Here is a 26,169-nt window from a genome sequence, read left to right on the forward strand (position 1 = left end):
GCCGGTTACCGGCTTTCCTTATTATATATTTGTCCCAGATACCGGGGAGCATGGATATTGCGTCCGAATATCACAAGACTGATGAGCGTCACCGCATAAGGAAGGGCCACAAAAAACTGGTACGGAAGGGGGGACCCCAGCGCCTGGAGCCGCAGCTGCAAAGCTTCCACCGTACCGAACATGAATGCGGCGCATACCGCAAACACAGGGTTCCACCTGGCAAGGATGGTGATGGCCAGACAGATAAAGCCGCGGCCCGAGGACATATTTTCCGTAAATGTCCCCACTATGCCGCAGGAAAGGAATGCGCCTCCGATGCCTGCCATAAAGCCGCTGAACATATAGGTGCTGTATCTGATCTTCACCACATTGATGCCGGCCGCGGCCGCGGCCCTGGGATTTTCCCCTGCAGCATCCACTTTAAGTCCCAGGTTGGTATATTTTAGCAGGAACCATACAAGGGCAGCGGCTATGAGCGCAATGTACACAAGTACATTGTGTTTGAAGAAAATGTCACCGATAAACGGGATGCGGGACAGAACAGGGATCTCAATATTCTTTAATATGTCCACTTTGATCTTATCCGTACTCACGCCATACACGGCCCTGTACAGGAAGTTAGTAAAGCCAAGGGCAAAGATATTGAACATGATGCCCACCACGGACTGGTCCTGCTTGCGGCTGACGCCCCAGAATGCGATGAGCAGGGCCCCGCACATTCCTGCCAGTCCTCCGGCCAGGATGCCGATGACTATACTGGATGAATGGTAAGCTGCCATAAAGGATATGAGGGCGCTTACCAGCATCTCACCTTCCAGGCCGATGTTCATCACACCGGAACGCTCTGACACCACGTCACCCACTGAACCGAATATCAACGGTACGCTCATGCGCACGCCTGCTGTAAAAAGAGGAACCAAAAATGCCGCTGTTAAGATCTCACTCATTTTTTCACCTCTCCTATTCTTTTGTCAGACTGTTTCTTTTTTCCCGCTACTCCGAAAAAGCTGAAGCCCAGCAGGATGAACAGTACGATCAGGGCCTGGAGCACATTGAGGAACAGGGAGGAAACACCTGTTTTTACCTGCATGGTCTCCGCGCCCGAGGAAAGGGCTGCCAGAAGAATGGATGATACCAGGACCCCCACAGGGTGGAGCATTCCCAACAGCGCCGCCACCACTCCGTCAAATCCGTAGGAGCCGGCCAGGCCTTCCAGCAGACGGGTCTGGGTGCCTGCGATCTCAATGGCTCCGGCCACTCCTGCAAACGCACCGCTGACCAGCATGGCTGACAGATAATATTTTTTCTGGCTGATGCCTCCAAAGGCAGCGGCCTTGATGCTGCCGCCCAGGACCCTCAGTCGGTATCCGAAGCTGGTCTTTTTGATGACGATCCAGTAGATCACAAAACCGGCCAGGGCAATGAGGATACCCGCATTCATACGGGAACCTTCAAAGAGCTTTGGCAGTGTGGAAGCCACCTTGGCGGACTGGGGGATATTTCCCTTGGAATCCCTAAGAGGATAATAGACGCAGTAGCTTAAAAACTGCACTGCTATGTAATTCAGGAGCAGTGTTGTAATGATCTCACTGGCCCCGAACTGTGTCTTAAAAAAGCCTGCGATCCCGGCCCACAGTGCGCCGAATACGGCTGCGGTCAGGATTCCCAGGGGAAGCCACACGGGCCCCAGGCTTTTTGCAAGAGGGGAGATCCCCACAATGGTCATGCCGATGGCGCCCAGGCAAATCTGCCCCTCCCCGCCCAGATTGCTCAGCTTGGCCTGGAACGTAAAGGATACTCCCAGTCCCACGATCAGGATGGGCACCAGCTTTACGGAAATTTCTCCAATGCTTCTAAAGGAGCGGAAGGGCCGTACCAGAAGGTAATAATAGGCCTCCAAAGGGTCAACGCGGAGGATGGCGATAAAAATGCCTCCGATCAAAAGGGCGGCCAGCACGGCGGCCAGGGTAATGAGACATTTGACCGCTGTCCCGGCTTCCTGCATGGAATCAAGTAGTTTCATCTGCCGTCACCCCCATCATCATCATACCTACTTCCCGGACCGTGGTCTTTTCAGGAACCACCTCTCCCACGATCCTGCCCCGGTAAAGGACCACAATGCGGTCCGAAAGGGCAAACAGCTCCTCAAAATCCCCGGACAGGAGAAGGAGCCCCATTCCGTCTTCCCGTGCCTTAAGGATCTTTTCACGGATAAACCAGGTGGCTTTGATATCCAGCCCTCTGGTGGGATATGCACAGATCATGGCTTTGGGGTGTTTGCTCAGCGCCCTTGCCAAAATAAACTTCTGCAGGTTTCCGCCTGACAGGTTGGCGCTCCTGTCAGTGATCCCCCTGGCCCTTACATCAAAGTCGACCATGGCTTTGGCTGCCTGGGTTTTTATAAAGCGGTAATCCAGGAACCACCCTTTTTTAGGAGGTTTCCTGTTCCTTAAGATCCAGTTTTCATAGAGAGGGAAATCAGGCACACTGCCCACATAGTTACGGTCAGCAGGGACATATGCAATGCCTTTATCAATAAAGTTCTTTGCATTTCTGGTGGAAACCTCCTCACCATTGATCCGCACCGTGCCGCCCAGGGCTTTGCGGACCCCTGCCAGCACTTCGGCCAGTTCCACCTGTCCGTTACCCTCCACACTGGCGATTCCTACCACCTCTCCCGGGTACACGGACAAGGACACGCCGTTCAGGGTTTTGACTTTTCGGTCATCCTCCGCCTCCAGGTTCTCGGCGCAGATTACAGGCACCTGGTTTTCATGGCAGGTCTGTTTTTTGTCAAATTCAGGCGGATTCACTTCCTCTCCCACCATCATTCGCACAATGGTGGATTTATCCGCATCCCTGGTATCGATCTGACCTGTGACGCGCCCTTTGGTGAGCACTGTGATACGTTTGCTGATCTTCAGGACTTCGTCCAGCTTATGGCTGATAAAGATCACCCCTTTGCCCTCGCTGACCAGATTGGAAATGATCTCAAACAGGCCATCGCATTCCTGGGGCAGGAGAACCGCCGTGGGCTCGTCAAATATAAGCAGGTCCGCACCTGTGTACAAAAGCTTGAGGATCTCGACTTTTTGCTGCATGCCGATGCTCAGCTGCTCCACAGGGCTGTGAAGATCCACATCGATCCCGTATTTTTCCTTCAGATGTTCCAGGTTCTCTTCTATCTTCTTGCGGTTTGTAATAGAGAAGGTCCCCGCATCCCCCATCAGACCTATGTTCTCAATGGCCGAGAACACGTCCACCAGCATAAAGTGCTGATGGACCATGCCGATTCCATGACGCAGGGCGTCCTTGGGGGACTGGATCTTCACCGGGCTGCCAAAACGGCGGATTTCTCCCCTGTCCGGCTTATAGATCCCATAGATCACATTCATCAAGGTACTTTTGCCGGCGCCGTTTTCGCCTAGAAGGGCATGGACTTCTCCGGGATATACGGTAAGATTTATGTCCTCATTGGCTGTAAAGCTGCCGAATGTTTTTGTAATACCTTTTAATTCCAGTAATGGAGTCTGGTTGTCCATGGATGTTCTCCTGTTTATTTGCAATGTACTTTGCACCACAGTTCCTGTACCGGCGGGATCTGCTCCCTCATACCCGGGGCAAGGCGGCACCATATAATGCCTTTCACCGGTCTGGGAAATTCGTGGCGTGTCTCAATGATGCGCGTAGGGGTTACGATATAGTCAATGGCTGTATCATACTCCTCCACCGTAACATCCACGTCAGCAACCTGGCAGTCATGTCCGGCGCCAACGATAACGGAAGTTTCATCCACAATGCCCATGGTGTACAGCATGGCCCATTCCAGATCAAAGTAGCCGTGTCCCTTGCCAAAACGGATGCCGCTGGGGGTGATGGCGGAAGCGCCTGTGACCAGCATATCGATGTGGCCCACGGATTCCTTTAACTGCTCCAGTGTCTGGTGCTTCCAGTAACGGGAAACGCCGTCCAACAAAGATGCGACCTCCTCTTTTCCTTCGGGGATAAACTCGGGTTTGATGAGGAAAAATCCCCGGGTGATCCCGTAGTTTGTCATGACCACGGTCTTTTTATCCCGGAATGCTGTTTCACGCAGTTTTTCCAGGTTATTGTCAGGGGTGATGAAGATCACCTTTGCATTTTTATACATATCTGTGGAGGCCAGCAGAGCGGCGCCCTTGTCACTGCCCTCGTAATCTGCTATAAACTCTGAAAATTCCCAGCTGAATTTGGAATCCGGCCTTGCAACTTTAAGTAACTCTTCCCAAATCTTAACCCTTGCTGTTTTTGCGTCCATCTTCATTTCCCCGCATTCTCCTTTGTGTATTTATTGTTTTTTCTCATATTGAGCATTCTTATTATTAACACAGCTAATATTAGTATGTTTTTCCATGTTTGTCAATATAAAAATTACACACAGATAAAATTGCACGGGGAGGGGGAATTATACCCTCTTCGGGCGCCGTGGTCCGGCCACGGTCCCCTTTCACGGAACGTAAAAAATCCCCGGAAGCCTGTTGATCGGACACAGGTTTCCGGAGATTTCCGGTATTAAATGTTCAGTTCTCTTTTTCCAGCACGATTTCATAACTGCAGCTTCCGCTAAGCGACTTCTTTTCACCTGCAGGGCTGATGATCTGGATCAGCCTCCATCCATCGGCCGCTTCATTCATAATGATCTCTTTACAACGCTCAAAGGTCTCCAGATTGCCTGTTTTTAAATTCCCGTCAAATGGGACCTCCACAAATTTATAGTCAAATTTCCCCATAATAACAGCTCTTTCTCTTTTGATATTTGCCTTCATTATAAGAGAATGATTCATAAAGATGCTATTGGAATTTCAAAGGGGCGTATAAAGATTGTATATAGATTCAGGAATCATTCCTGATTTCTCTACATAACCATATTGAGCACCAGCAGTTCTGCTATCCCCACCCCTGTCATGATCATGGATACGGCCGTCTTACATTTTAACTGGTCCTTTAAGTCCGTCAGGCCGAACATTCCGTTGAATACCCAGAATCCGCTGTCATTGAAATAGCTGAATGCAATGGCGCCGATACAACATGACTGCGCCAGGAGAATGGGGTTCACTCCCAAAACGCTGACCAGTGGGGCTGTCAGAGATGCGGCCGTGGTGATGGCCACGGTTGCAGACCCCAGGGCCAGACGCATAAGGGCGCCGATGATCAGGGGAATGAGGATGGCCGGTATGGGCCATGACACTACGGTGGCGCCCAGCACGTCACCGATCCCGCTGACCTTGATTACATTGCCCAGGGAACCGCCGGCACCTGTGATCAGCATGATCATTCCGGTGTCCTTGATGCTGTCGTTCATGATGCCCAGGAGTTTGTCCTTGTCGATCTTGGCGCCCAGGCCATAGACAGCCAGGGTGGTTCCGATACCCAGGGCTACGATGGGGGAACCTAGCAGGCTGATGATGGTATATGCGGTTCCCTCCGGCATACCTGCAAAGTCAGCTATGGTCTTGGAGAGGATCAGCACCAGGGGGATAAGAATTGGGGCAAGGGACGGAGCCAGACCGGGAAGTTCCCTGGCATTCATGATCTCCTCCAGCTGGTCCATGGTCTTTAAGTATTCTTTTTTGTATTCCATGCGCTCAAATGTACCGTCCTCATGGGGGATCTGGTAAATCTTGCGTCCCACCCATTTGGCATACAGGATAGCTGCAACAAAGATCAGGATGGACATGCCGCTTCCTGCCAGGATCATCTGTCCTACGTCAATTCCCAGCATGCCGGCGGCTGTCAGCGGACCCGGTGTGGGGGGAACCATTACATGGGTGCACTGCAGGCCGCAGGCCAGTGCCAGCGCCAGCCCGACCACGGACTTGCCGGTGACCCTGGACATGGCTTTACACAAGGGGGCAAAGATCACGATGGCAGAGTCCGCGAAGACGGGAATGGAAACCAACCATCCCGTGATCCCCAGTGCCCACTCCTCCTTTCCCTTGCCGATCAGGCGGATGAACGTGTAGGCAAGGCGTTCTGCAGCGCCTGTCTTTTCCAGGATACCGCCCATCATAACCCCAAGGCCGATGATGATGCCGGTGCTCTTAAGTGTGCTTCCAAAGCCGTTTTGGATGGCATCAATGGCCTCAGATGGGCTCATATGTCCCACAATACCTGTGATCAGTGCTGCCAGGAGCAGTGCAATGAATGTATGGGTCTTTGTTTTCATGACAAGAAATATCATAACGGCAATGCCTAAAAACAGTCCCAGAAGCATTTGTGTTTCATTCGTCATAACGGTTTGACTCCTATTCTTTTGTGTGATTGTAACAGTTCAGGACGGCGGGAAAATAACATTAACGGACAAGACAGGGCTTCTTGGAATTGAACTTCCATCCCGGGATCAGATACTGCATTACAACAGAGTCATCCCTGCCGCCCAGGCAGTGATCCAGGTACAGCTGATGGGCTTTTTTTACCTGTTCCATGTCCACCTCTATGCCAAGTCCCGGTTTCCTGGGAACGGCCACACAGCCGTCCACGATCTGTAATGGTTCCTTGGTCAGGCGTTCCATCCCCTCCTGCCAGATCCAGTGGGTGTCCAGGGCATTGTATTCGCCGGGCACGGCTGCGCCCACCTGGGTAAACATGGCCAGTGAAATGTCAAAGTGGTTGTTGGAATGGCTTCCCCATGTATATCCGAAATCATGGCACATCTGGGCCACCCTCACGGAACCGTTCATGGTCCAGAAATGGGGATCGGCTAAAATAATGTCCACGGCCTGGGATTCCAGGGAATGGCCCACCTCACGCCAGTCTGTGGCGATCATGTTGGTGGCTGTGGGGAATCCGGTCCGGCGGCGGAATTCACTCATGATCTCCCGGCCTGAATAAACGCCTTCAGCTCCGCAGGGATCCTCGCAATAGGTCAGGATGCCCTGCATCCCCTTTACATACTCAACCGCCTCCTCAAGGAGCCATCCTCCGTTGGGATCCAGGTCGATCCTTGCGTCCGGGAACTCTTTCTTTAAGGCCCGGATCACATCCATCTCTTCGTTACCCGCAAGGACGCCGCCTTTTAACTTGAAATCCTGGAACCCGTATTTTTCCTTGGCAGCTTTGGCAAAGGCCACGATCTTGTCCGCTGTAAGGGCCTCCTCATGGCGGATCCTGTACCATTCACAGTCTGCGTCCGGTTCAGCATCGTAAGCCAGATCGGTCTTGTTGCGGTCCCCCACAAAGAACAGGTAGCCCAGCATCCGTACCTTGTCCCTCTGCTGTCCCTCTCCCAGCAGTTCACATACGGGAACACCCAGGTGCTTTCCTAACAGATCCAGGCAGGGCGCTTCGATGGCAGTGATCACATGGACCCCGGTCCTCAGATCAAAGGTCTGGTTGCCTCTCACATCCTCCTCACCCTTGGAATCCAGATGTTTTTTTACCTTTAACAGGGTGCTTTTGTACTCGGCGACCTTTGTACCCTCCACCAGCGGAATACATTCCTCCAGGGCATTGGTGATCTTTTTGCCTCCCGGGACCTCGCCCACGCCCATCTCGCCGTTGTCCGCGTAAAGGACCACCACATTCCTTGTGAAATAAGGAGCATGGGCACCGCTCAGGTTCAGCTCCATACAGTCCTTTCCTGCTACCGGATACACTTCCATTTTTGTGATTACAGGTGTTGTCATATTCGTTACTCTCCTTTTGTTTGATAAGTTCTGATCCCTGTTCCTTGTTGTTATCTTCATTTTAAAGGAATATTTACACTTAGTCAAATTACTTAATTTTATTTTTACTCTTAAAAATATTTATAGTTTTATGATTGTAAAAATATGGGTGATAATTTGCCGCAGCACAAAAACAGGGCTATACAGAATAGGTGACCACTCATCTATCCTGTATAGCCCTGTGTACTTTTTATGTTTTCTGCACAAGCCGGATCATTGATCGGCAAAAACCGGATTTTTAAATCAGCGCAGTGACAATGGTTTGTAATCCTCTTCCTGCATTACGCTGGTATAAGCAGGGCGGATGATCTTATCCATGTTGATCAGTTCCTCAATGCGGTGAGCACTCCAGCCAACGATCCTGGCAATGGCAAAAATAGGGGTGAACATCTCCTCGGGAATATCCAGCATGCTGTATACAAAGCCGCTGTAAAAGTCAACATTGGCGCTGACGCCCTTATAGATCTTGCGCTCCTCCGTGATCACCTTGGGACCCAGTTCCTCGATCATGGAGTAAAGCTCAAAGTCGTCAATGCGTCCCTTCTCCTCTGAAAGCTGCTTGACAAAGCGCTTAAAGATCTCGGCACGCGGGTCGGACTTGGAGTAGACCGCATGGCCCATACCATAGATAAGGCCCTTTCTGTCAAATGCTTCCTTGTGAAGAAGCTTCTTCAGATAGGATTCCACCTCATCCCTGTCCTTTAAATCCTTTACATTCTGTCTCAGGTCTGCCATCATCTCCACTACCTTGATGTTGGCGCCGCCGTGCTTGGGCCCCTTTAAGGAGGCAAGGGCTGCAGAGACAACGGAATATGTATCGGTTCCTGAAGAGGTGACCACATGGGTGGTAAAGGTGGAGTTGTTTCCTCCGCCATGCTCCATATGAAGGATCAGCGCCAGATCCAGTACATGGGCTTCCACCTGGGAATACTTCATATCAGGACGCAGCAGGCGCAGCAGGTTTTCAGCCGTGGACAGGTTCTCATCCGGACGGTGGATGTACATGCTCCCATCCCGCTCATAATGGTTAAAGGCATGGTAGCTGTATGCGGCCAGCATGGGCATGACGCTGATCAGCATCATACTCTGCCTCAGGACATTGGGAATGGAGATATCCCATGCCTTGTCATCATAGGATGCCAGAGTAAGGATACTCTTGCTCAGGGAAACCATCATATCCTTGGACGGCGCTTTCATAACCACGTCCCGGACAAAATTGGTGGGCAGGGTGCGGCTGTATGCCAGGCTGTCCCTGAACTTAGACAGCTCCACGTCATTGGGGAGCTCCCCGAAAAGCAGCAGATAAGCAATCTCCTCAAAACCAAACCGGTTGTCTCTCACTACTCCGCCTATGAGATCATAAATATTATAGCCGCGGTAGAATAGCTTGCCCTCACAGGGAACCTTTACCCCATCCACAACCTTATTGGACTCAATTTTGGACACTTTTGTCAATCCGGCAACCACGCCGTTTCCATTCTTGTCACGAAGCCCACGTTTCACCTCGTACTTTTCGTAGAGCCCTAAATCAATCCTCTCATCATTCAGGCAGATATCTGCCCACTGACCCACATTGTCCAAAAATTCCTTTGTCTGAATCATGCAAATCGTCTCCTTCCGTTTTCGATATAGTATCCTCCTGTAAAATCAGTAATAGTACTATTTTAATATATTTTGGAAATTATTGCAATACTTTCCTATTCCTCTTCCAAATCTTTTATCAGCTCCGGGAAACGCTCCCTCTCAAATTCCTGGATGGAGATGGACTTTTTGTTGGGATTTGCAAACACAAAGGTCTTGTCCACGTTCTCCACATAATTCTGGATTTTGTCATTGGTGGCGCTTATGATGGCCTGGAATCCCAGACCGCGGATGAGTTCAATACAGCTGGCCACCTTCTCCGCATCCATTTTGGAGAACGCTTCATCCAGCACCACCAGGCGGATGGTGGGATTGCGTTCCATCTTAGGGGAGAGATTGATGCGGTAGGCCTGGGCAAAGCTGGCAAGAAGAGCTACATATAACGGATTCTGGCCCTCTCCGCCTGAATTCTTCTTGATCATCCGGCTCAGGCGTATTTTGATGACCTCATCCTCGTTTTGGATCAGCTGCTGCATGTCAAAGGAAAGGTAAGTGCGGTAATCGGCATATTTGTCCATGTTCCGCTTGGCTTCCTCCATCTGCTGGGGATTGGCGTTTTCCGGAGGGATGAATATGCTTATGAGTTCTCCCATAAGCTCCCCGTACCGGTTCTCGTGCTGTGCGGTGAACAGGTCCATCTGATGATCAAAGGAATCCGCCAGCTCGGAGGGGTTTACCTCCAGGGACTCGTCCATGAACATATCATAGTACCGGCCGTCCGCCCCCCTGTTGCGTCCAATGACAAACTGGTATTTATCCTTTCCAAAATCCAGGCGGCTGATGATACGGTTCAGCTCGTCCTTTCGCAGCATGGCTTCACGGATCGCGCTTCGGATCTTGTACATAAAGTCATTTTTAAAATGCTCCACCGCTGCCCTGGCCTGTTCGGCCGCCTTTTTTCTGTACTCGTCCAGGTGGTCGCAGGACAGGCTCTTTAGCAGGTGGTCATAGGCCTGGTTGTCCTTTGTGTTGACCGGGAAGTTTCGGTTGGGATAGCGCCTCAGGTAATCGGTCCGTACGGTCATCAGGTTTTGGAAGGCCGTGTCCCTGCTCTCCGTAAGTTTAACACATCTGGCGGCATAACTCTCCCTTTCCCTGTCATATCTGGGGTGGTCCTTGGACGAGAGGTATCCGGCCAGCTGGGACTCGAAATCGTGGTTTGTCTCCCATCCCCGTTCCTGGTCCGTCAGGGTCACGTTCAGGGCAATGGCCGCATTCTGATAACGGCTGATCTCATTTTCCTTATCCCTTATCATATTCAGCAGCTCATCCCGCTCCCTCTTTTTGCCATCGCACAGGCTGACCACAGCCTTTCTCTCCTGCTCCAGCTGGTCCACGTTCTGAACCTTCAGTTTCTCCAGTTTCTGAAGGATCCGCTTTTTCTCGCGCTGTTTTTCATTCCAGGAACCGATATCCTTAAGCCACTCCATGTACTCTCCAGGCTCCAGTGATAGCTGCTCCAGGGTGAGGATGCGCTGGCATTCCCTGACCACCTCTTCATGGGGCTTTCTCTGGACGCCCAGGGATTCCAGTTCCTGCTCCAGAAGGCGGATGCGCCGTCTCATGCTGTCCTTGCCAATGTAGGCAAATTTGCTGTATTGATCCGGATTGATATACTGCAGCCGGTAGCTGTGATACAGCATGCAGTCCGGCGTAATGCCGATGCGGCACTCACGCAGGTCCTCTATGGTCTGGCACTTGATGACCTTGCCCAGGAGCAGATCCATGTAGGGCTGTATGTAGGACTCCCTGACCGTTACCTCCCGGGACAACGCATTGGGCAGCACCGCGTGCTGGCTTCCCGAAATCTTTTCCGTATCCAGCACGGCCACGCTGTGATATTCTTTTTTGTCCAGTTCCCCGTAGATCTTCAGGGCAGCCCTGGCATACCCCGGGGCCACCACAAGACTCAGCTTCTGGCTGCCCAGATAGCCCTCCACCGCATTGCGCCACTGGGCATTTTTAACCTCCAAAAGGTCGGCCAGAACATGGACATCCACGCCCTTTCCCGTCTCCTCCAGCAGACGGCGCTGCAGGAAGGTTCTGGCGTTTTCCAGATATTTGGGATATGCCTTGCTTCCGGAGCGCAGTTTCTCCAGCTCATCCTTAGTCTGCTTTTCTTTGTTTTTCAGGTCCCGGATCACAGAGGACGCTTCCTGGCGCTGCTTTTCCGTGTCGGTGCACATGGAGCCAATGGACTCCTTTAACCGGCAAAGAGTGTGTTCATCAATGGTGCGGTTTTCAAATTCCTCAATATCCCAAAGGGTTTGATTGGAGGTGATATCCTCCTCCTCCCAGCATTTTAACGCCTGTGTGGTCTGCTGCCACCTGGCTTCACTTTTTCCCAGGCGCTCCAGCAGCTCGTTCAGGCTCTCCGCCTGCTGCTTCAGGTCCTCGTACCCGGTGGATGCAATCCGGCGCAGCAGGTCATCGCTTTGTTCCGTCAGGTCAGCGATCTGTGTTTCCACGCCCGCCCTTGCCTCCTCCTGGCGCAGCAGGTCTGTTTTGGCAAGATTCAGCTTGTCGGCCAGAGTTCTGACCTGGGTCTGGAGGTCCAGAATCTCCAGCTTTTTCACAAAATAGGTGCATTTCTTGATCTGGTTTTCCTTTTCCTCATAGGACGCAAAGGCCTGGCGGATCTCCTCCAGGTCCCGTATTTCCACACAGGTATCCTCGATCTTCTTCCTCATGCGCCCGTACTGCATCACACTCTCCTGCATATCCTCAATGTGGATATCCATTTCCATGCAGATATATTCTTTCACAAAATCCTCCAGCTTGATATTCATGCGAAAGGGAATGGCGCGTTTGAACAGAAGAGGAAATTTCTCAGGATCCAGCCCGCCCAGATAGGTATCGTAAAGGATCCTGCGAAACCGTTCATTGTGGGAGGTTGCAAAGCACTCCTCTTTGTTGTAGTGGGACTGAAGGTATGACTCCACTTCCGCAATGGACATGGTCCTTTTTCCGGTGCGGTATTCATTTTCCCAAACAGGGCCTTTATGCCAGAAAAAACGCCGCGAGATATCATTGGTGGCTGTCTCCACGTCAAATACGATCCCCACGCACTGGCATTCACCTGTATCACTGCGCTTCAGCTCCAGCACAATGGTGGAGCTGAAGTTCTGGTTCCTCAAATAGGAGAACTCATTGTTGTCCCCAATGTTGACCATGCCTCTCAGGTACTCGATCAGGCTTCGGTCCGAGTCATCAGCCGCCGCTTTATTAAAAAACCCACGCCCGTCCGTGTTGGCGTACAGAAGGATCTGCATGGCGTCAATGACCGTGGATTTGCCGCTTCCCGAATGGCCGGTGAAAAAGTTGATATTTTCATTAAAGGAGAGGGTGCGCCTGCTGATATAGTGCCAGTTATTCAGACAGATCCTGGAAAGGGCAAGGAAGCGGCTTTTTCCTGGGGTCCCTTCCTGTGGAGCAGGGGAATGTTCCTGGGCTGTCCGGTTTATTTCAGTCAATTCCATTGTCTGACGCTCCTTTCTCCTCTATGTTCTTTTCCTCGGGTTCATTTTCTTCGGGTTCATTTTCCTCAAGTTCATTTTCTTCCAATTCGCTTTCTTCCGTCACATCAGGTTCCTCAAGCGGAAGGTCCGCTTTTCCCTGTACGCCCTCATCCTCCTGCCGCTCATCAAAGGATGCCAGCAGCTGTCTGGCATCATCCCCCATAAGCACCACGTTGATGCAGGGATAGATGATCATGCGGCTGTCGCTGTTTAAGTCCTCCAGCAGGTCCAGTGGCTCCAGTATCTGATATTTTTTGAGAAGTGTGACTGTCCTGCGGATGTCCGTGGGGGAGGGCTGCTTTTTAAAGAGACGGTAGCTGCCCAGCTTTTCATGGATCTCCCTCAGGGTAGTGTAGATATTGACGCTGGTGGACACGCTCTCCATCTGCTCATCGTAGATCAGCTTCAGCACCAGCAGATAGAGAGTGGCCAGCTTGGGCAGCTTATCTCCGATGAGATTTTCTCCCTGGATATAGATAAGGCCCAGCTGGCTGTTCTCCTGAACTTCGACCCCGCTGACCGCAAAATAGTTCCTGATAAATTCCAGATGCTTGTTGCAGGCGCGGAACTCCTGGTTATACTGGAAACGCCCGGTGCGCCTGTCAAATTTGCGCTCCAGGATAAATGTCTGGTGGAGCAAAAGGCGTATGGATCCTGTGACCTGGGCCTGTTCTTCCTGCATCAGGCCGTCATAATAGGGTATGTCAAATGGCATTATTTTTCCTCCTTGCAAATACAAAGCCCGGGTAGGTGTATCTGCCGTTGTGTATCATCTCCGGTTCCTGGTTCTCCACCTCATAGGCGCTTTTTAAGCGGGTGGAATAATCGTAAGCCAGGATCAGCTTTTCAAACTCCTCGTCATTGGAAACAGTATCCTTGTCCACTGCCATGATCCCGTTCTCCATATGGGTTTCAATAAAGCCTTCGATCTCTTTTCTGCTGTAGCGGTTCTTTACCTTGTTCAGGTTCAGGACCTCCTCCATGGACAGCTCCCTGGACAGGGCCTCGTCCTTTAACTGTTCTTTAAAATCCGTCTTTGTCCTGCGCTTTTTGTACAGGGATCGTTCCGATAAAATACTTACCTGGGACAGGTTCATCCTGGCCCCAATGGATGATACATCCTCCTGGGGACAGTCATATTCCGATAAATGGTTCAGCAGCTGCACCACCAGTCCCTTCATGTTATCCTCCTGGTTCAGGAGATAGTTGAGCCTGGTAACCGTGGCCCGCACATAGCGGGTGTGTTCCTTGTCCATGTTGGCAATGCGGTGCTCTATGTCGTCAAACCCGCGTTCCAGCTGATCCAGCTTTTCCATGACTTCTGCCTCGGTTACATTGGAGGGTTTCCGCACAAAGAAACCAGCGGGCCTTGCGCACATCTGCCCGATCCATTCCTCGTCCTGGCGCATGGCTGTGATCCAGCGTTTGATATCTGTTTTATACAGATAAAAGTTATCGGAAGTCTTAAGGATATGGTATTTTCTGTTTACAATTTCTTCCACATAGCGGTCCAGATGCTCTTTAAGCAGGCTCTCATAATTTTTCTGCTCCAAAAGGCTGCCGAAGAATTTGTCCATATTATGGAGCATATCCTGCAGAGACTTATTCAGCTTCTTTGTATTGACCAGCGCGGTGTTGAGAAGGGTTATACTGGACCGGGGATCATTTTTCAGAGAAAATAGAATGGCATAGACATTCTGGATATAAATTTCCGTCTCATCTTCCTCATCCCTTGCAAGCCTTGCAAATGCTTCGATCATAACAGCCGCATAATCGGGGATGACAATATTCACGGTCATATTGGCATAATCATCCACTTTCCTCAGCCAGCCGTTTCTCAAAAGCCAGTTCAGGACCCTGGTGGCTGGGGGCTCAAGGGTATCCCAGTCATCTTCCGTCTCGTCCTGCCATAGGACATACTTTTTTCTGGAAAAATATTCGCTGAGAAGCTGGATGCACATTTCCCTGCTGAGAAAGTAGTTGCTGTACTCATATTCCTCATTGATCTTTAATAGCGCTTCAATATAAGTAGACCGGTTTATAGAGCGGAATAAGCTCCAAAACCGGTCCGGTATTTCATTCATAAGTATCATCTTAATCCTCCGGTAACAACCTGCCTTTGACAGCGGTTTTCCGTACTATTATAGCAGGAAACAGCCTATGTGACAATCAGTAAAATCCTCCTGTTACCACACGGACACTGTAAATTGTGTTTGCGTAATCGCTTAAGTGGACATATCCGTCAATGGGATCCATGGCAGTGATGTCATAGGAATCTTCCTCTGTTCCCGTGAGCATGATCCAATGTACGGCGCCGCTTTTGCGCCTTACCTTTACAATGGGGTATTTCCCCTGTTCTATCATACGGTTGATGAACGCACTTGACATTTGGCCGTCCAGGTCCACGGTTACGCCTGGAAGGGCTTCCTCCAGGTTTTTCCAGATAATGGCGCCGCTTTCATTATAGACCCCGTGGTCATTGAACAGCTGGTTTAACTGTCCCGGCGTGTAATCGTAAATGCCCTGTCCCTTTAGGGATGCCGCGATGCAGCAGGTCAGGCAGCCTGAGGAACCCATGGTGTCCCTGGCCTCCCCAAGGGGGTTCCCGGCCCACTTTTTATCCATCTGATGGTAATCAAAATACCCTTCTAACGGAAAACTGCCGGCATAATAAGCATCACCGGCAATCTGGATCCCGCCCTTTCCCCTATGGGTCATCCAAATTGCAGCGGCTGTTAGGATACAGGCCAGCGCTAAAACGAGGATCCAGGCAGTATGTTTTCCCTTTAACTTTGTCCTTTTTACTGTATTCATGTCCTTATTCCCCCGTAAAACCAGATATAAAAATTATATCAGCTTAAATGGACAAAGTCTTTATCCTAACCTTAATATTTATTACGATTTAGATGATGAGAGAGCCGCATGGTCAATGATCGCCTGCACCAGTCCGCCGATGTGGTAGCTGGAAGCCGTGATGTGGGCCTTATGTCCGGATCGTTCCAGCTCCCGGGCTGTGATATCACCGATACAGACCATCTTTGCATCCGGCAGCCAGGATGGCATGCCAATGGAGTCCATGCGTTCAAAATAAGCCCTGACCCCGGAAGCGCTGGCAAATGTAAGGTAGTCCAGCGTTTCGGTTTTATCTGCAGGGCTGTCATTTGCAGGGCTGTTATTTACAGAACTGTCATTTACAGAACTGCCCTTTACCTCGTACAATGGGATGTCGTCAAACAGGATCCCCGCCTGGCCCAGCAGCCGGGTCAGCACAGGGGAACCTCCCTTTGAACGTGCGATGAGAAGCCGGTCCGCTGGTGTGAGGATGCCGCAGAGCCCCTGTCCCAGCGCTTCGGCGCAATAGGAATCCGGCATATAATCCTCCTGGAACCCGTACCTCTCCAGCTCCCGGCCGGTCCCCTCCCCGATGACGGCGAATTTGACATGCCCCAGGCTTCTGTAATCCCTGCCCGCAGCCCGCAGACCCAGGAAAAACAACCTTACTCCATTGGCGCTGGTAAACACGATCCATGTATATTGCTCCAGGTTTTTGTAGGCATCCTTCATGGGAGCGCTTTCGGCATGGGAGATCACCTTCATGTCCAGAACCCATGAAACCTGGGCGCCCTGGGCTTCAAGTGCGCGGGTCAGCCTGCCTGCAAACTGTTCCGTGCCGGTGATACCGACCCGGATCCCGGAAAGGGGCCTTAATGCGCTGCACTTCATATCATAGGCTGCCGTCTCCCCCACCACAATAACGGCAGGGGTGCGGATACCCTCTCTTTGGACCGCATCGTGGAGGCGGGACAGGGCGGCCCGGACCACGCGCTGGCCGGGAAGGGTTCCCCTCTCAATAACGGCGGCCGGTGTATCCGGCGATTTGCCCCCGGTGATCAGACGCTGTGTGATGGCGGGCAGCTGCCCCAGACCCATAAGGAATACCAGGGTGCCGGGAAGGGAGCCATAGTTCTCAAAGTCGGGGGGCAGGCACTCCCCGCCCTCCCTCATATGTCCGGTTATCACATGAAAGCTGCGGCTTACCGCCCGGTGGGTGACAGGAATTCCCGCACACTCAGGGACTGCCACGGCTGAGGTGACGCCGGGGACAACCACATAGGGGATCTTATGGGCTTCAAGGGCCAGGATCTCCTCCCCGCCTCTGCCGAACACAAAGGGATCGCCGCCCTTAAGCCTTACCACCGTCAGCCCGGATAAGGCCAGCGTTACAAGCAGTTCATTGATCTCCTCCTGTTTCATGGAGTGACGTCCCGCCTGCTTTCCTACATAAAGTTTCCGGCATGTCCCGGGGATCCAGCCAAGGAAATGCTCTGAGGCCAGGTGGTCGTAAACCACGGCATCGCAGGAAGCCAGAAGTTCCCGGCCCTTTATGGTCATAAGGCCCGGATCTCCCGGTCCGGCCCCTACCAGGTACACTATTCCCTGTTTCTTCATATCAGCCAAGCTCCTTTCCGGCCTGTTCCGCCATTTGCCGTATCTCCCGGGGAGTAATGCCCCCCTCCAGGCAGGCGCGTTTTGTGATATTGTTCTTGCGGCTGATTCCCCAAACCTTCATTCTTTCCCCGGACAGCTGTGAGAAGATTCCCACCGGCTCATGACAGCCGGCCTCTAAAAGCTGGAGGACTGCCCTCTCCAGGGTCAGACACAGCCTCCCCTCCCGGTGATCCATGGCTTGGCACAGAGCGGCTGCTTCGCTTCCCTCCCTGGCTTCCACGGCCATCAGCCCCTGGCCGCCGGCAGGTATGAACAGATCCGGCCGCAGGAAACGGAAATCGTATCCGTCATGCCCAAGCAGATCCAGGCGCTTTAGACCCGCGGCCGCCAGTATGATCCCGTCAAAGGAGCCTTCCTTCAGGCGCTTTAACCGCGTGTGTACATTTCCCCTGAGAATGCCGCACTGCACTCCCTTTGAACCAGGCCATAAAATCTCATGGTTTTCCATGGCTTCCAGCTGCCTTCTGGGGCTGGAGGTACCGATTCCTATGATTTTTTTTCCTGTCTCCATGGCCCCTTTCATGGTTACCAGCACATCCCTGGGGTCCTCGCGGTGAGAGACGGCGGCAATGCAAAGTCCGGGCGCCAGCTCCATGGGAAGATCCTTTGCGCTGTGTACGGCCAGGTCAATGGTACCCGCCTTTATGGCCTGCTCAAATTCTGACACAAACACACCTTTTCCGCCAAATTCCTGGAGAGGCCTGTCTAAGATCCTGTCTCCCAGCGTGTCCTTTGTAACCACCTCTATCTCAAGCCCCGGACAGGCTTGCTTCAGCTCCTCTGCCACCAGCTGTGTCTGGATCAGGGCCAGCGCGCTCTTCCTTGTGCCGATGCGGACGACTTTACTCATGTTCTTGCTCCAACTTTCTGTTAATAATGATTTCTGCCTGCTCCGGTGTCAGCCTGCAGCCGTTTTCCAAGCCTTTCTCCGCCAGTTCATAGAACAGACCGGACCGTACCTCTGGGGAATGGGGGAACAGGGCCTTGATCCGCCCCCTGTATCCGCTCAGCTGCTGTGCAAGATCCCCCAAATTGTCCGGAAGGATCCGGCTGATCCGCGCCTTCAGATATCTGGCGATCACAGGGCTTGCGCCTCCGGTGGAAATGCCCACCACCACGGGGCCGTCCCGCACAATGGAGGGAAAGATAAAGGAACACTCCTCCTTTACGTCCACCACATTGACCGGAATCCGCTGTCTATGACAGACAGCGGATATATGGCTGTTCAGTGCTTGGTCGCTGGTAGCCGCTATGACAAAGTCAGCATCCAGCAGATCCCCGTCCTCAAATGCCCGGCGGGACAGGGTAAGCCTGCCCCTGTAAACAGGATCCGCACCCAGTTCCAACAGACCGGCGGACAGGTCTGTGGACACCACCCGTATGATGGCGCCATAGGGCAGCAGGTCCCTGACCTTGCGCAGGGATACCCCGCCTCCTCCGGCGATCAGCCATTTCTTTCCCTCTATATCTGCAAAAAACGGAAAATATGCCATTTCCTTACCTCCTCCATCAATCCCATATCTGTCTCCTGTCCCGCTTCCTGCAAAGACATTGAATGAGACGCAGACAGAAGTTGGTCCATGCTGTCCGCATCTCATTTGGTAGCGTCATACACTTGTATTAATCCATGTCGCGCTGCTTTCTCCGCTCCTCCAGGATGCGCTCAAAATCTTCTTCCGTGAATCCGATATCAGCCAGTCTCTGCCTGCGCTTTTCACGGAGTCTGAGCTGGCGCTGGCGTTCCGCCTCCTGCCGCTTTTTGATCCAGAAAAAGCCGATGGCTGCAAGCGCTGCCAGGACAAGGATCACGCCGCCCACAATAAACACCGGGGTGGGGATCTTAACACCGCTGCTGTCGGGAACCTGGGGATCCTGGGTCTGCGGCTCTTCCTGGGAAGGAAGTGGGGCGGCCGTGTTTACGGATTGCTCCCTGGTGGTGAAAAGCCAGGCATCCCCGATCTTTCGTTCATTGTATGTATAAGACAGTTTAGCCACAGCGCCTTCGGGATGGTCGGACGGCAGGTCGGTGACCAGCTGCTTTTGTGCGTCCACAAACTGGGCATCATTGGGAAGGGTGATCACGGCTGCCTTGTCAATATAGAGCTGGCCGGGTTCATAGGTCTCGGAACCGATGGTGACCAATGCATCCCCTGTTACATAGTCTGTTTCATTGTCAGCTATGCCGACATTCTTAAATCTTGCAAACCCGAAATCCATGATTGTCTTAGTGTCGGAATAATGGGTCTTTTGGGTACTCCTTAAAGTAACCGCGATCTGGCTGCGGCCATCTCGCCTGGCGTATGTGACAAGGGTCTGGCCGGCCTGGGAGGTCCACCCGGTTTTACCGGCAACCGCATCGGGATAATACTCCTCGCTGCTCTCGTCCTCGGTTATAACAAGCTTGTGTTCCATGGAAAACGTCCTTCCGTCCGGGTTGTTGATGGTTGCCGGGATGGAAGCCTTTTTTGTGGAGCTGATCTCCAGAAGGGTGGGATTCTTAAATGCCTCCCTTGCAATCAGAGCCATGTCGTAGGCGGAGGTGCGCTGGGTGTCATCGTTCAGCCCCGAGGGGTTGGCAAAATGGCTTTCCTGACATCCAAGCTCAGCCACTTTGCGGTTCATCATATCCACAAACCCGGACCGGCTGCCTCCGATGTACTCGGCCAGAGCATTGCTGGCCTGATTGGAAGACTGCAGGAGCATGACGTAAAGGCAGTCCTTTACGCTGAGCACATCCCCCTCCTCCAACGCCAGTTTATTGCCGCTGCCTGATTCTATGTTGTACACCGCATCGTGAGAAAAGGTCACAGGAGCGTCCAGGTTGTCACAGTTTTCAATGACCACCAGGGCGGTGAGCAGTTTGGTGATACTGGCCGGGATCTTTTGTTCATGTATGTTCTGGGCAAACAGGACCGCTCCGGAATCCATGTCCATGACAATGCCGGCCTCCGACTGTACCCCTGTGTCAGTGGGCCAGTCCGGCTTTGCAAACGCGGTTACGGTCGACAAAGATAACACCATGACGAGACTTACGATAATGTATGATAAACGATGCATATGTACCTCTTCTTTTACTCTCTTAATAAAACAGTCTACACATGATTATATTTTAATAAGGGGCCGCTGTCAATGAATTAAAATTTCTTATTCTCTCTCTTTAAAAAACTAATTAGCCATCCAACCGTATCTGAGGTATACTTATACTTGGTATGCAATGCCTGTGTACCGTACATTGACGCACCGGAGGTCTTGTGGCATGGAAAATTTTACTAAAATGCTGAATGCTCAGCTGATTCTTCTGATTTATATGGCAGTGGGGATGTACTGTATGAAGGTACATATCATCAACCAGGAGACGAAAAAGAAACTGGTGGACCTGATCCTTAAGATCACCCTTCCCTGTATGATCTTCAACTCCTTTAACAAGCCGCTGACACCGGAGGTCCTGATGCAGACGGCTCTGATCCTGGTGGTGGCCTTCTGTATTTCCATCCTCTCTTTTTTTCTGGGAAAGGTGATCTACAACCGGTATCCCCTGGAAAAGAAAAGCATCCTCCAGTACTGTACTCTGGTCAACAACTCAGGATTTCTGGGAATGCCCATGGTCGCTTCGGTTTACGGAAATGACGGATTATTTGCAGCCTCCATTTTTATTATCCCCAACCGTATCTTCATGTGGACCGCAGGGCTGTCCGTGTTCACCACCGCTGATCTTAAGACAAAATGCCGCAATATCCTGCTGAATCCATGTATCATCACTGTATTTTTGGGATTGGCACGGCGGATGAGCGGGTTTCCGGTTCCCGGCTTTCTGGACACTGCCATTGCCAATATAGGCGCCGTCACCTCACCCCTTTCCATGATGGTGATCGGGACCATGCTCATTGGCGTGCCCTGGAAAAAGCTGTTGGAGCCCAGCCTGTTTTATCTGGCATTTGTACGTCTGATCGCCCTTCCCCTGGTGGCTCTGGTTATTCTGAACCTGATCCGGGTGGAACCCATGCTGGCCGGGGTCTCCCTGATCCTTACAGGCATGCCTGCGGGAAGCACCAGCGCTCTTCTGGCCGCTAAATATGGGGCGGACGAGGATTATGCCTCCAGATGTATTGTGACAACCACCCTTCTGTCCCTGGTTACCATACCGCTTCTGATGCTGCTTTTGTAACGGATGTCCACGCACTAAAAAGCCCTGAGTGTGTTCCTTACGCTCAGGGCTTTTGGTTATATGAATATGTTTTTATCAGGTGATGGGCGCGGGATTAAAAATACAGAAGTCATTATATAATTTATATTTCTCGGCAAAGCTCTGCTTTCTGCCGCTGGCCACGTCAATGATCTCGTGGAACAACTGTGTTCCGATCTCCTGGATGGTAGCTTCACCGGTGGCAATGGGGCCTGCGTTCACATCAATGAGATCCTGCCACTGCATCTTCATGTCGTTTCTTGAACATACCTTGATCACAGGAGCGACCGCCAGGCCATAGGGGGTTCCGCGGCCTGTCATGAACACCTGAAGGCCGATCCCGCTGGCCAGCTGGCAGGGGCCGCACACGATATCGCTGGCCGGTGTGGCCGCATAGATCAGTCCCTTTTTGGATGGTTTTTCCGCCGGCGACAGCACCTCCACAATGGGGGACGTGCCTGACTTGGCAATGGAGCCCATGGCCTTTTCCACAATGTTGGACAACCCTCCCTTTTTGTTTCCGGGAGTGGGGTTGGCGCTTCGGTCCACCTGTCCGTTTTCCAGATATCGGTCATACCACTTCATCTCGTCAGCCAGCTTTTTGCCAACCTCGCTGTTGACGCAGCGCTCACCCAGAAGATAGACTCCGTCCCTGACTTCCGTGACTTCAGAGAAGAGAACCGTGGCGCCGCCTTTTACCAGCATATCTGCCGCGTATCCGGCAGAAGGATTGGCGGTGACTCCGGAAAAAGCATCACTGCCCCCGCACTGCATACCAATAAGCAGGTCGCTGAGTGGAAGGGTCTGGCGGGTTCTCCGGTTTAATTTTGCCAGCTTTTTCTCAGCCATTTCCATCAGGGAGCTGATCATGTCGTCAAATCCCTTTTTTTCCTGGAGGATGATCACGTTTTCCGGGGAAATGTCAGCCTCATCCAGCAGCATTTCCACTGTGAACTTTTCACATCCCAGGCCGACCACCATCAGCTCCCCGCCGAAGTTGGGATGCTTTGCAAGGTTTCTCAGGGCGCGTATGGGAACCTTGGCCTCAGGTGCGCCAATGGCAACGCCGCAGCCGTAGGCATGGTTGATGGGGACAATATCATCCACATTGGGATATTTGGGCAGAAGCTCCCGCTTCATCCGCTCCACAGCCACGTTCAGGACTCCTGTCACACACTGCACCGTTGTGCTGATCCCAAGAATGTTCCTGGTGCCCCCGTACCCTCCGTTGGGATTTACATACCCTTCCCATGTCACGACCGGCGGATCAGGAAGGTCCGTTACCAGGTTGGTGGCAAAGGTCATCTCGTCCACGGATGGCGGGGTGGGCAGCTTAAGCATGGTTTCATTGATCCACTGGCCCTTTTTTATGGGGTCGATGGCATAGCCCAGCACCACCCCGTAGCGGACGATCCTGCCGTTTTTGGGGATATCGCACAGGGCGATCTTATGGGCCTGGGGGATATCCTGCTCCGCAACCACACCGTCCATGACCTGGGTTCCGGCCGGAATGTCATTGACTGCAATAGCCACATTGTCTTTGCCGCTGATTTTAATGTATAAGGGAACGCTCATTTTTTTCCTCCTTTAGTTTATGTGCACTCCCGGAGTACACTTATGAATTAATTTCATTATAGCAACGGATCACTCATAAGTAAAATTATTAGATTTAAGTTTACTCTTAAAAAAATTACTATTACCTGTTGCCCGCCTTGATCAACTGATGTAAAATGAAACTGACGCAAAAGGATATTTGTGCAGGATACCATCCTGCTCTCATAAAAGGAGATCATATGGACACAAGACAGATTGAATATATATTGAAGATAGCGGAAGAAAATAACATTACCCACGCAGCAGCCAAGCTTTTTATCACCCAGTCCGCCTTAAACCAGCAGCTGATCAAGCTGGAGAATGAATTGGGAACCCCCCTCTTCCACCGTTCCCGTACCAACTGGCACCTGACAGAAGCCGGTGAGATCTATATCAGGAACGCCAAGGAGATCATGCGCCTGAAGCGGGAAACGTATCAGACCATCCACGATCTGTCAGACGGAAGATGCGGCCACCTGGCCGTGGGCTTTACGGCCGGAAGGGGGATCAATATGTTTACCCGGGTGTACGGAACCTTTCACCAGCTCTATCCCAATGTGATCATTGAACCGGTGGAGGGCATTGTCAAGCAGCTCCAGAAACTGATCTCCATGGGAGATCTGGATCTTGCGTTTCTCACATTAACGGACAAGGACAGGAGCGATGATCTGTATGAACCGATCTATGACGAGGAGCTGTTCCTGGTGATCCCGGCAGGACATCCCTTGGCCGGCACCCGGCCCGAAGATGGGGAGGACTATGCCACCATGGATATCCGCAGGCTTGAGTACGAACCCTTTGTGCTCATGGACCGCCGCTCTACCATGAGTACCATGCTCAACCGCATTTTCGCGGAAGCGGGCTTCAGCCCCCAGGTATTGTTTGAGACAGGCAATAACCATACCATTATTTCCATGATACGGGCCAACATGTGCTGCGGCATCCTGCCCTACTACTATGTAAAGGACCTGGATCAGGATTTCTGCTGTTTCCACCTGCCCTCCCGCCCAACCTGGCAGTTTACGGCCAGTTACAAAAAGGGCCGCTACCTCAGCCGCCCGGCCCGCAGCTTCATCGATCTGATGAAGGAGCAGTGGGGGGACAAGATAACGGCCACACAGTAAACCTTGCCGACTATAATATAAAGCGGGCATTGCAAAGCCCTTGTGAAGCAGCCTTTAGATCAGGCCGGCAGCTTTCATTTCAGCCTTGATCCTGTCTAATACAGGACCTTCCGGTGTTGCCAGATTGGGCTTATAGGGAAGACCGATGTCCCTTCCCCTCAGATTGGCCATATCCTTTGCCGCCACGGGGAAGCTGGCTCCGTCCATGGACAGTCTTACGGGATTCAGCTTAAACTGTGCTTCCAGGGAACCCTGAAGGTCGCCGGCCACATACTTATTGTAAACATCCACGATCAGTTCAGGCATGAAGTTGGCCGCCGTGCACACGCCGCCCACTGCGCCATGACACATGGATGCGTATAACAGGGTGTCCTTTCCGCCAAACACCTTAAAGCCCACATCCCTTGTCCGCCTGATGAACTCAGAGGTCTGGGTGATGTCGCCGCTGGTATCCTTCATTCCCACAATATTGGGAACTTCATGGGCAAGGCGCTCCACCAGCTTGCCGGACATGGTATAGTTTACCCGGCCCGGATTGTTGTACAGCAGTACGGGTGTCTCAGGCACTGTTTCGGCAATGGTCTTAAAATGCAGATACAGCTCATCCTCAGTTGGCTTTAAGAACATGGGCTGCAGCACGGAAATGCCTGCCGCACCGCACCGCACCGCCATCTGAGCAAGGCGGCAGCACTTTTTGGTGCTGATCGCACCGATTCCAAAATATACAGGTACACGGCCGGCCGCCTGGTCGATCATAATCTTTAATCCGCGCTCCATCTCATCTTCCTCAATGACATAGAACTCTCCGTTACTGCCAAATGCCAGGATACCCAGTACGCCTCCCTCGATCACATAGTTAACCTGATCTCTCAGCTTTGCCTCGTCAATAAACTCATTTTCATTGACAGGAGTGAGAATGGGGACAATGACACCCTTGATAAAATCTGTATTCATGACGCTTCTCCTTTAGGGGTGATTATGACTCAACTGTGGTATTGGCGATCTTCTCGTAGTACTTAACAATACTGGAGTGGTCTTCCTTCTCGTAGCCGTCAGCCTTTAAGCCCTGCATGATCTCCATCAGCTGTCCTGTTAAGGGAACCGGGGAACTGATGGCATGGGCTGCGTTCAGCGCGTTGTTCAGGTCCTTAATGTGCAGTTCAATGCGGAAGCCGGGTTTGAAGTTTCTGCTCAACATCATAGGTGCCTTTGCATCCATAACAGTGGAGCCTGCCAGTCCGCCTCTGATCGCCTGGTATACTAACTCAGGATCTGTTCCAGCCTTTTTTGCAAAGGTAAGGGCTTCAGATACGGCAGCGATATTGACGGCAACCACGATCTGGTTAGCCAGCTTGGCAACATTGCCTGAACCCAGCTCACCCACATATACAACAGAGCCGGCCATAACCATGAGCATGTCGTAATACTTGTCAAAGAGTTCCTTTTTGCCGCCCACCATAACGGACAGGGTACCGTCAATGGCCTTTGGCTCTCCGCCGGAAACAGGTGCATCCAGCATATCGATTCCCAGCTTGGCCAGTTCAGCGCCGATGGCCTTGCTCTCAGTTGGGTCAATGGAGCTCATGTCAATTACAACTGTTCCTGGCTTTGCGCCTTCTGCAACACCGTTTTCACCCAGTACGGCAGCACGTACATGAGGGGAGTTGGGAACCATGGTGATCACTACCTCACACTGTTCGGCAACCTCCTTGCCGTTGGCGGCAGCTACAGCGCCGCAGCCTACCACCTCGTTCACTGCGTCCTTGTTAAAATCAAAAATAACCAGCTCATAACCAGCTTTTAATAAATTCTTGCTCATTGGCTTTCCCATAATGCCTAATCCGATAAAACCTACTTTCATTTCATTACCTCACCTTTCATTCAATTTGGCCATTCAT

At 51.9% G+C, this 26,169-nt stretch carries 21 protein-coding genes; 2 read left to right on the forward strand and 19 right to left on the reverse strand.

Going from position 1 to position 26,169, the window contains the following annotated elements; genetic code table 11:
• Positions 1-5: 5 nt before the first annotated feature.
• The 16 genes from CLFS41_RS10155 to CLFS41_RS10230 all read right to left on the reverse strand — a co-directional run bounded on the left by CLFS41_RS10155 (position 6) and on the right by CLFS41_RS10230 (position 20,428).
• Positions 6-947: an ABC transporter permease gene (locus CLFS41_RS10155; RefSeq protein WP_007864916.1), complete on the reverse strand. Its 942-nt coding sequence runs from the start codon at positions 945-947 to the stop codon at positions 6-8.
• On the reverse strand, positions 944-2,023 hold the full coding sequence (locus CLFS41_RS10160) for an ABC transporter permease (RefSeq protein WP_045092202.1): 1,080 nt from the start codon (positions 2,021-2,023) through the stop codon (positions 944-946). The genes CLFS41_RS10155 and CLFS41_RS10160 overlap by 4 nt, the downstream gene beginning before the upstream one ends.
• Positions 2,010-3,542 carry an ABC transporter ATP-binding protein gene (locus tag CLFS41_RS10165; RefSeq protein ID WP_045092203.1) on the reverse strand — a complete coding sequence of 511 codons (1,533 nt, stop codon included), beginning with the start codon at positions 3,540-3,542 and terminating at the stop codon, positions 2,010-2,012. The genes CLFS41_RS10160 and CLFS41_RS10165 overlap by 14 nt, the downstream gene beginning before the upstream one ends.
• Before the next feature lie 14 nt (positions 3,543-3,556).
• A complete protein-coding gene (locus tag CLFS41_RS10170; protein WP_007864923.1) occupies positions 3,557-4,303 on the reverse strand; it encodes a 5-formyltetrahydrofolate cyclo-ligase in 747 nt (248 codons plus the stop codon).
• Positions 4,304-4,559: 256 nt separating this feature from the next.
• Positions 4,560-4,769, reverse strand: a complete 210-nt coding sequence (locus CLFS41_RS10175) for a DUF4177 domain-containing protein (protein ID WP_007864926.1) — start codon at positions 4,767-4,769, stop codon at positions 4,560-4,562.
• Between the two features lie 125 nt (positions 4,770-4,894).
• Complete coding sequence (locus CLFS41_RS10180) at positions 4,895-6,271, reverse strand: gluconate:H+ symporter (RefSeq protein ID WP_045092204.1); 1,377 nt, start codon at positions 6,269-6,271, stop codon at positions 4,895-4,897.
• A 61-nt stretch (positions 6,272-6,332) separates the two neighbouring features.
• Complete coding sequence (locus tag CLFS41_RS10185; RefSeq protein ID WP_045092205.1) at positions 6,333-7,664, reverse strand: enolase C-terminal domain-like protein; 1,332 nt, start codon at positions 7,662-7,664, stop codon at positions 6,333-6,335.
• 282 nt (positions 7,665-7,946) lie between these two features.
• Positions 7,947-9,305 (reverse strand): citrate/2-methylcitrate synthase, encoded by a 1,359-nt coding sequence (locus CLFS41_RS10190; RefSeq protein ID WP_045092206.1) that lies wholly within the window; start codon positions 9,303-9,305, stop codon positions 7,947-7,949.
• 95 nt (positions 9,306-9,400) lie between these two features.
• Positions 9,401-12,823: an SbcC/MukB-like Walker B domain-containing protein gene (locus CLFS41_RS10195; protein WP_007864947.1), complete on the reverse strand. Its 3,423-nt coding sequence runs from the start codon at positions 12,821-12,823 to the stop codon at positions 9,401-9,403.
• Complete coding sequence (locus tag CLFS41_RS10200) at positions 12,810-13,577, reverse strand: DUF4194 domain-containing protein (protein WP_045092207.1); 768 nt, start codon at positions 13,575-13,577, stop codon at positions 12,810-12,812. The genes CLFS41_RS10195 and CLFS41_RS10200 overlap by 14 nt, the downstream gene beginning before the upstream one ends.
• A complete protein-coding gene (locus CLFS41_RS10205) occupies positions 13,567-14,955 on the reverse strand; it encodes a Wadjet anti-phage system protein JetA family protein (RefSeq protein WP_045092208.1) in 1,389 nt (462 codons plus the stop codon). The genes CLFS41_RS10200 and CLFS41_RS10205 overlap by 11 nt, the downstream gene beginning before the upstream one ends.
• A gap of 76 nt (positions 14,956-15,031) precedes the next feature.
• The gene (locus tag CLFS41_RS10210) at positions 15,032-15,676 is read right to left on the reverse strand and encodes a hypothetical protein (protein ID WP_082082550.1); all 645 of its coding nucleotides are present in this window, start codon (positions 15,674-15,676) and stop codon (positions 15,032-15,034) included.
• A gap of 81 nt (positions 15,677-15,757) precedes the next feature.
• Positions 15,758-17,311 carry a uroporphyrinogen-III C-methyltransferase gene (gene cobA, locus CLFS41_RS10215; protein ID WP_045092209.1) on the reverse strand — a complete coding sequence of 518 codons (1,554 nt, stop codon included), beginning with the start codon at positions 17,309-17,311 and terminating at the stop codon, positions 15,758-15,760.
• Position 17,312: 1 nt separating this feature from the next.
• A complete protein-coding gene (gene hemC / locus CLFS41_RS10220) occupies positions 17,313-18,221 on the reverse strand; it encodes a hydroxymethylbilane synthase (protein ID WP_045092210.1) in 909 nt (302 codons plus the stop codon).
• The gene (locus CLFS41_RS10225) at positions 18,214-18,864 is read right to left on the reverse strand and encodes a bifunctional precorrin-2 dehydrogenase/sirohydrochlorin ferrochelatase (protein WP_045092211.1); all 651 of its coding nucleotides are present in this window, start codon (positions 18,862-18,864) and stop codon (positions 18,214-18,216) included. The genes hemC and CLFS41_RS10225 overlap by 8 nt, the downstream gene beginning before the upstream one ends.
• A 127-nt stretch (positions 18,865-18,991) precedes the next feature.
• A complete protein-coding gene (locus CLFS41_RS10230) occupies positions 18,992-20,428 on the reverse strand; it encodes a D-alanyl-D-alanine carboxypeptidase family protein (RefSeq protein WP_045092212.1) in 1,437 nt (478 codons plus the stop codon).
• A 199-nt stretch (positions 20,429-20,627) separates the two neighbouring features.
• Here CLFS41_RS10230 and CLFS41_RS10235 point away from each other — a divergent pair, with 199 nt between their 5' ends.
• Entirely contained in the window at positions 20,628-21,536 is a 909-nt protein-coding gene (locus CLFS41_RS10235) for an AEC family transporter (protein WP_007864965.1), read from the forward strand.
• Positions 21,537-21,611: 75 nt separating this feature from the next.
• Here CLFS41_RS10235 and garD read toward each other — a convergent pair whose 3' ends face one another.
• Complete coding sequence (garD, locus tag CLFS41_RS10240; protein WP_007864968.1) at positions 21,612-23,129, reverse strand: galactarate dehydratase; 1,518 nt, start codon at positions 23,127-23,129, stop codon at positions 21,612-21,614.
• A gap of 218 nt (positions 23,130-23,347) precedes the next feature.
• Between garD and CLFS41_RS10245 the strand changes: the two genes are divergently transcribed.
• Complete coding sequence (locus CLFS41_RS10245) at positions 23,348-24,271, forward strand: LysR family transcriptional regulator (RefSeq protein WP_045092213.1); 924 nt, start codon at positions 23,348-23,350, stop codon at positions 24,269-24,271.
• A gap of 54 nt (positions 24,272-24,325) precedes the next feature.
• On the opposite strand, the gene CLFS41_RS10250 is transcribed toward CLFS41_RS10245, so the two are convergent.
• Both CLFS41_RS10250 and garR read right to left on the reverse strand, forming a co-directional pair.
• Positions 24,326-25,225 carry a dihydrodipicolinate synthase family protein gene (locus CLFS41_RS10250; protein WP_007865020.1) on the reverse strand — a complete coding sequence of 300 codons (900 nt, stop codon included), beginning with the start codon at positions 25,223-25,225 and terminating at the stop codon, positions 24,326-24,328.
• Between the two features lie 22 nt (positions 25,226-25,247).
• Complete coding sequence (gene garR / locus CLFS41_RS10255) at positions 25,248-26,132, reverse strand: 2-hydroxy-3-oxopropionate reductase (protein ID WP_045092214.1); 885 nt, start codon at positions 26,130-26,132, stop codon at positions 25,248-25,250.
• Between the last annotated feature and the right edge of the window lie 37 nt (positions 26,133-26,169).

This window comes from Clostridium sp. FS41 (genome assembly GCF_000954015.1).
GTDB lineage: Bacteria > Bacillota > Clostridia > Lachnospirales > Lachnospiraceae > Enterocloster > Enterocloster citroniae.

What these genes read in the sequence shown, in the direction of transcription:
- CLFS41_RS10155 (WP_007864916.1), bottom strand. Translation starts at nt 947, where the DNA reads ATGAGTGAGATCTTAACAGCGGCATTTTTGGTTCCTCTTTTTACAGCA.
- CLFS41_RS10160 (WP_045092202.1), bottom strand. Translation starts at nt 2,023, where the DNA reads ATGAAACTACTTGATTCCATGCAGGAAGCCGGGACAGCGGTCAAATGT.
- CLFS41_RS10165 (WP_045092203.1), bottom strand. Translation starts at nt 3,542, where the DNA reads ATGGACAACCAGACTCCATTACTGGAATTAAAAGGTATTACAAAAACA.
- CLFS41_RS10170 (WP_007864923.1), bottom strand. Translation starts at nt 4,303, where the DNA reads ATGAAGATGGACGCAAAAACAGCAAGGGTTAAGATTTGGGAAGAGTTA.
- CLFS41_RS10175 (WP_007864926.1), bottom strand. Translation starts at nt 4,769, where the DNA reads ATGGGGAAATTTGACTATAAATTTGTGGAGGTCCCATTTGACGGGAAT.
- CLFS41_RS10180 (WP_045092204.1), bottom strand. Translation starts at nt 6,271, where the DNA reads ATGACGAATGAAACACAAATGCTTCTGGGACTGTTTTTAGGCATTGCC.
- CLFS41_RS10185 (WP_045092205.1), bottom strand. Translation starts at nt 7,664, where the DNA reads ATGACAACACCTGTAATCACAAAAATGGAAGTGTATCCGGTAGCAGGA.
- CLFS41_RS10190 (WP_045092206.1), bottom strand. Translation starts at nt 9,305, where the DNA reads ATGATTCAGACAAAGGAATTTTTGGACAATGTGGGTCAGTGGGCAGAT.
- CLFS41_RS10195 (WP_007864947.1), bottom strand. Translation starts at nt 12,823, where the DNA reads ATGGAATTGACTGAAATAAACCGGACAGCCCAGGAACATTCCCCTGCT.
- CLFS41_RS10200 (WP_045092207.1), bottom strand. Translation starts at nt 13,577, where the DNA reads ATGCCATTTGACATACCCTATTATGACGGCCTGATGCAGGAAGAACAG.
- CLFS41_RS10205 (WP_045092208.1), bottom strand. Translation starts at nt 14,955, where the DNA reads ATGATACTTATGAATGAAATACCGGACCGGTTTTGGAGCTTATTCCGC.
- CLFS41_RS10210 (WP_082082550.1), bottom strand. Translation starts at nt 15,676, where the DNA reads ATGAATACAGTAAAAAGGACAAAGTTAAAGGGAAAACATACTGCCTGG.
- cobA (WP_045092209.1), bottom strand. Translation starts at nt 17,311, where the DNA reads ATGAAGAAACAGGGAATAGTGTACCTGGTAGGGGCCGGACCGGGAGAT.
- hemC (WP_045092210.1), bottom strand. Translation starts at nt 18,221, where the DNA reads ATGAGTAAAGTCGTCCGCATCGGCACAAGGAAGAGCGCGCTGGCCCTG.
- CLFS41_RS10225 (WP_045092211.1), bottom strand. Translation starts at nt 18,864, where the DNA reads ATGGCATATTTTCCGTTTTTTGCAGATATAGAGGGAAAGAAATGGCTG.
- CLFS41_RS10230 (WP_045092212.1), bottom strand. Translation starts at nt 20,428, where the DNA reads ATGCATCGTTTATCATACATTATCGTAAGTCTCGTCATGGTGTTATCT.
- CLFS41_RS10235 (WP_007864965.1), top strand. Translation starts at nt 20,628, where the DNA reads ATGGAAAATTTTACTAAAATGCTGAATGCTCAGCTGATTCTTCTGATT.
- garD (WP_007864968.1), bottom strand. Translation starts at nt 23,129, where the DNA reads ATGAGCGTTCCCTTATACATTAAAATCAGCGGCAAAGACAATGTGGCT.
- CLFS41_RS10245 (WP_045092213.1), top strand. Translation starts at nt 23,348, where the DNA reads ATGGACACAAGACAGATTGAATATATATTGAAGATAGCGGAAGAAAAT.
- CLFS41_RS10250 (WP_007865020.1), bottom strand. Translation starts at nt 25,225, where the DNA reads ATGAATACAGATTTTATCAAGGGTGTCATTGTCCCCATTCTCACTCCT.
- garR (WP_045092214.1), bottom strand. Translation starts at nt 26,132, where the DNA reads ATGAAAGTAGGTTTTATCGGATTAGGCATTATGGGAAAGCCAATGAGC.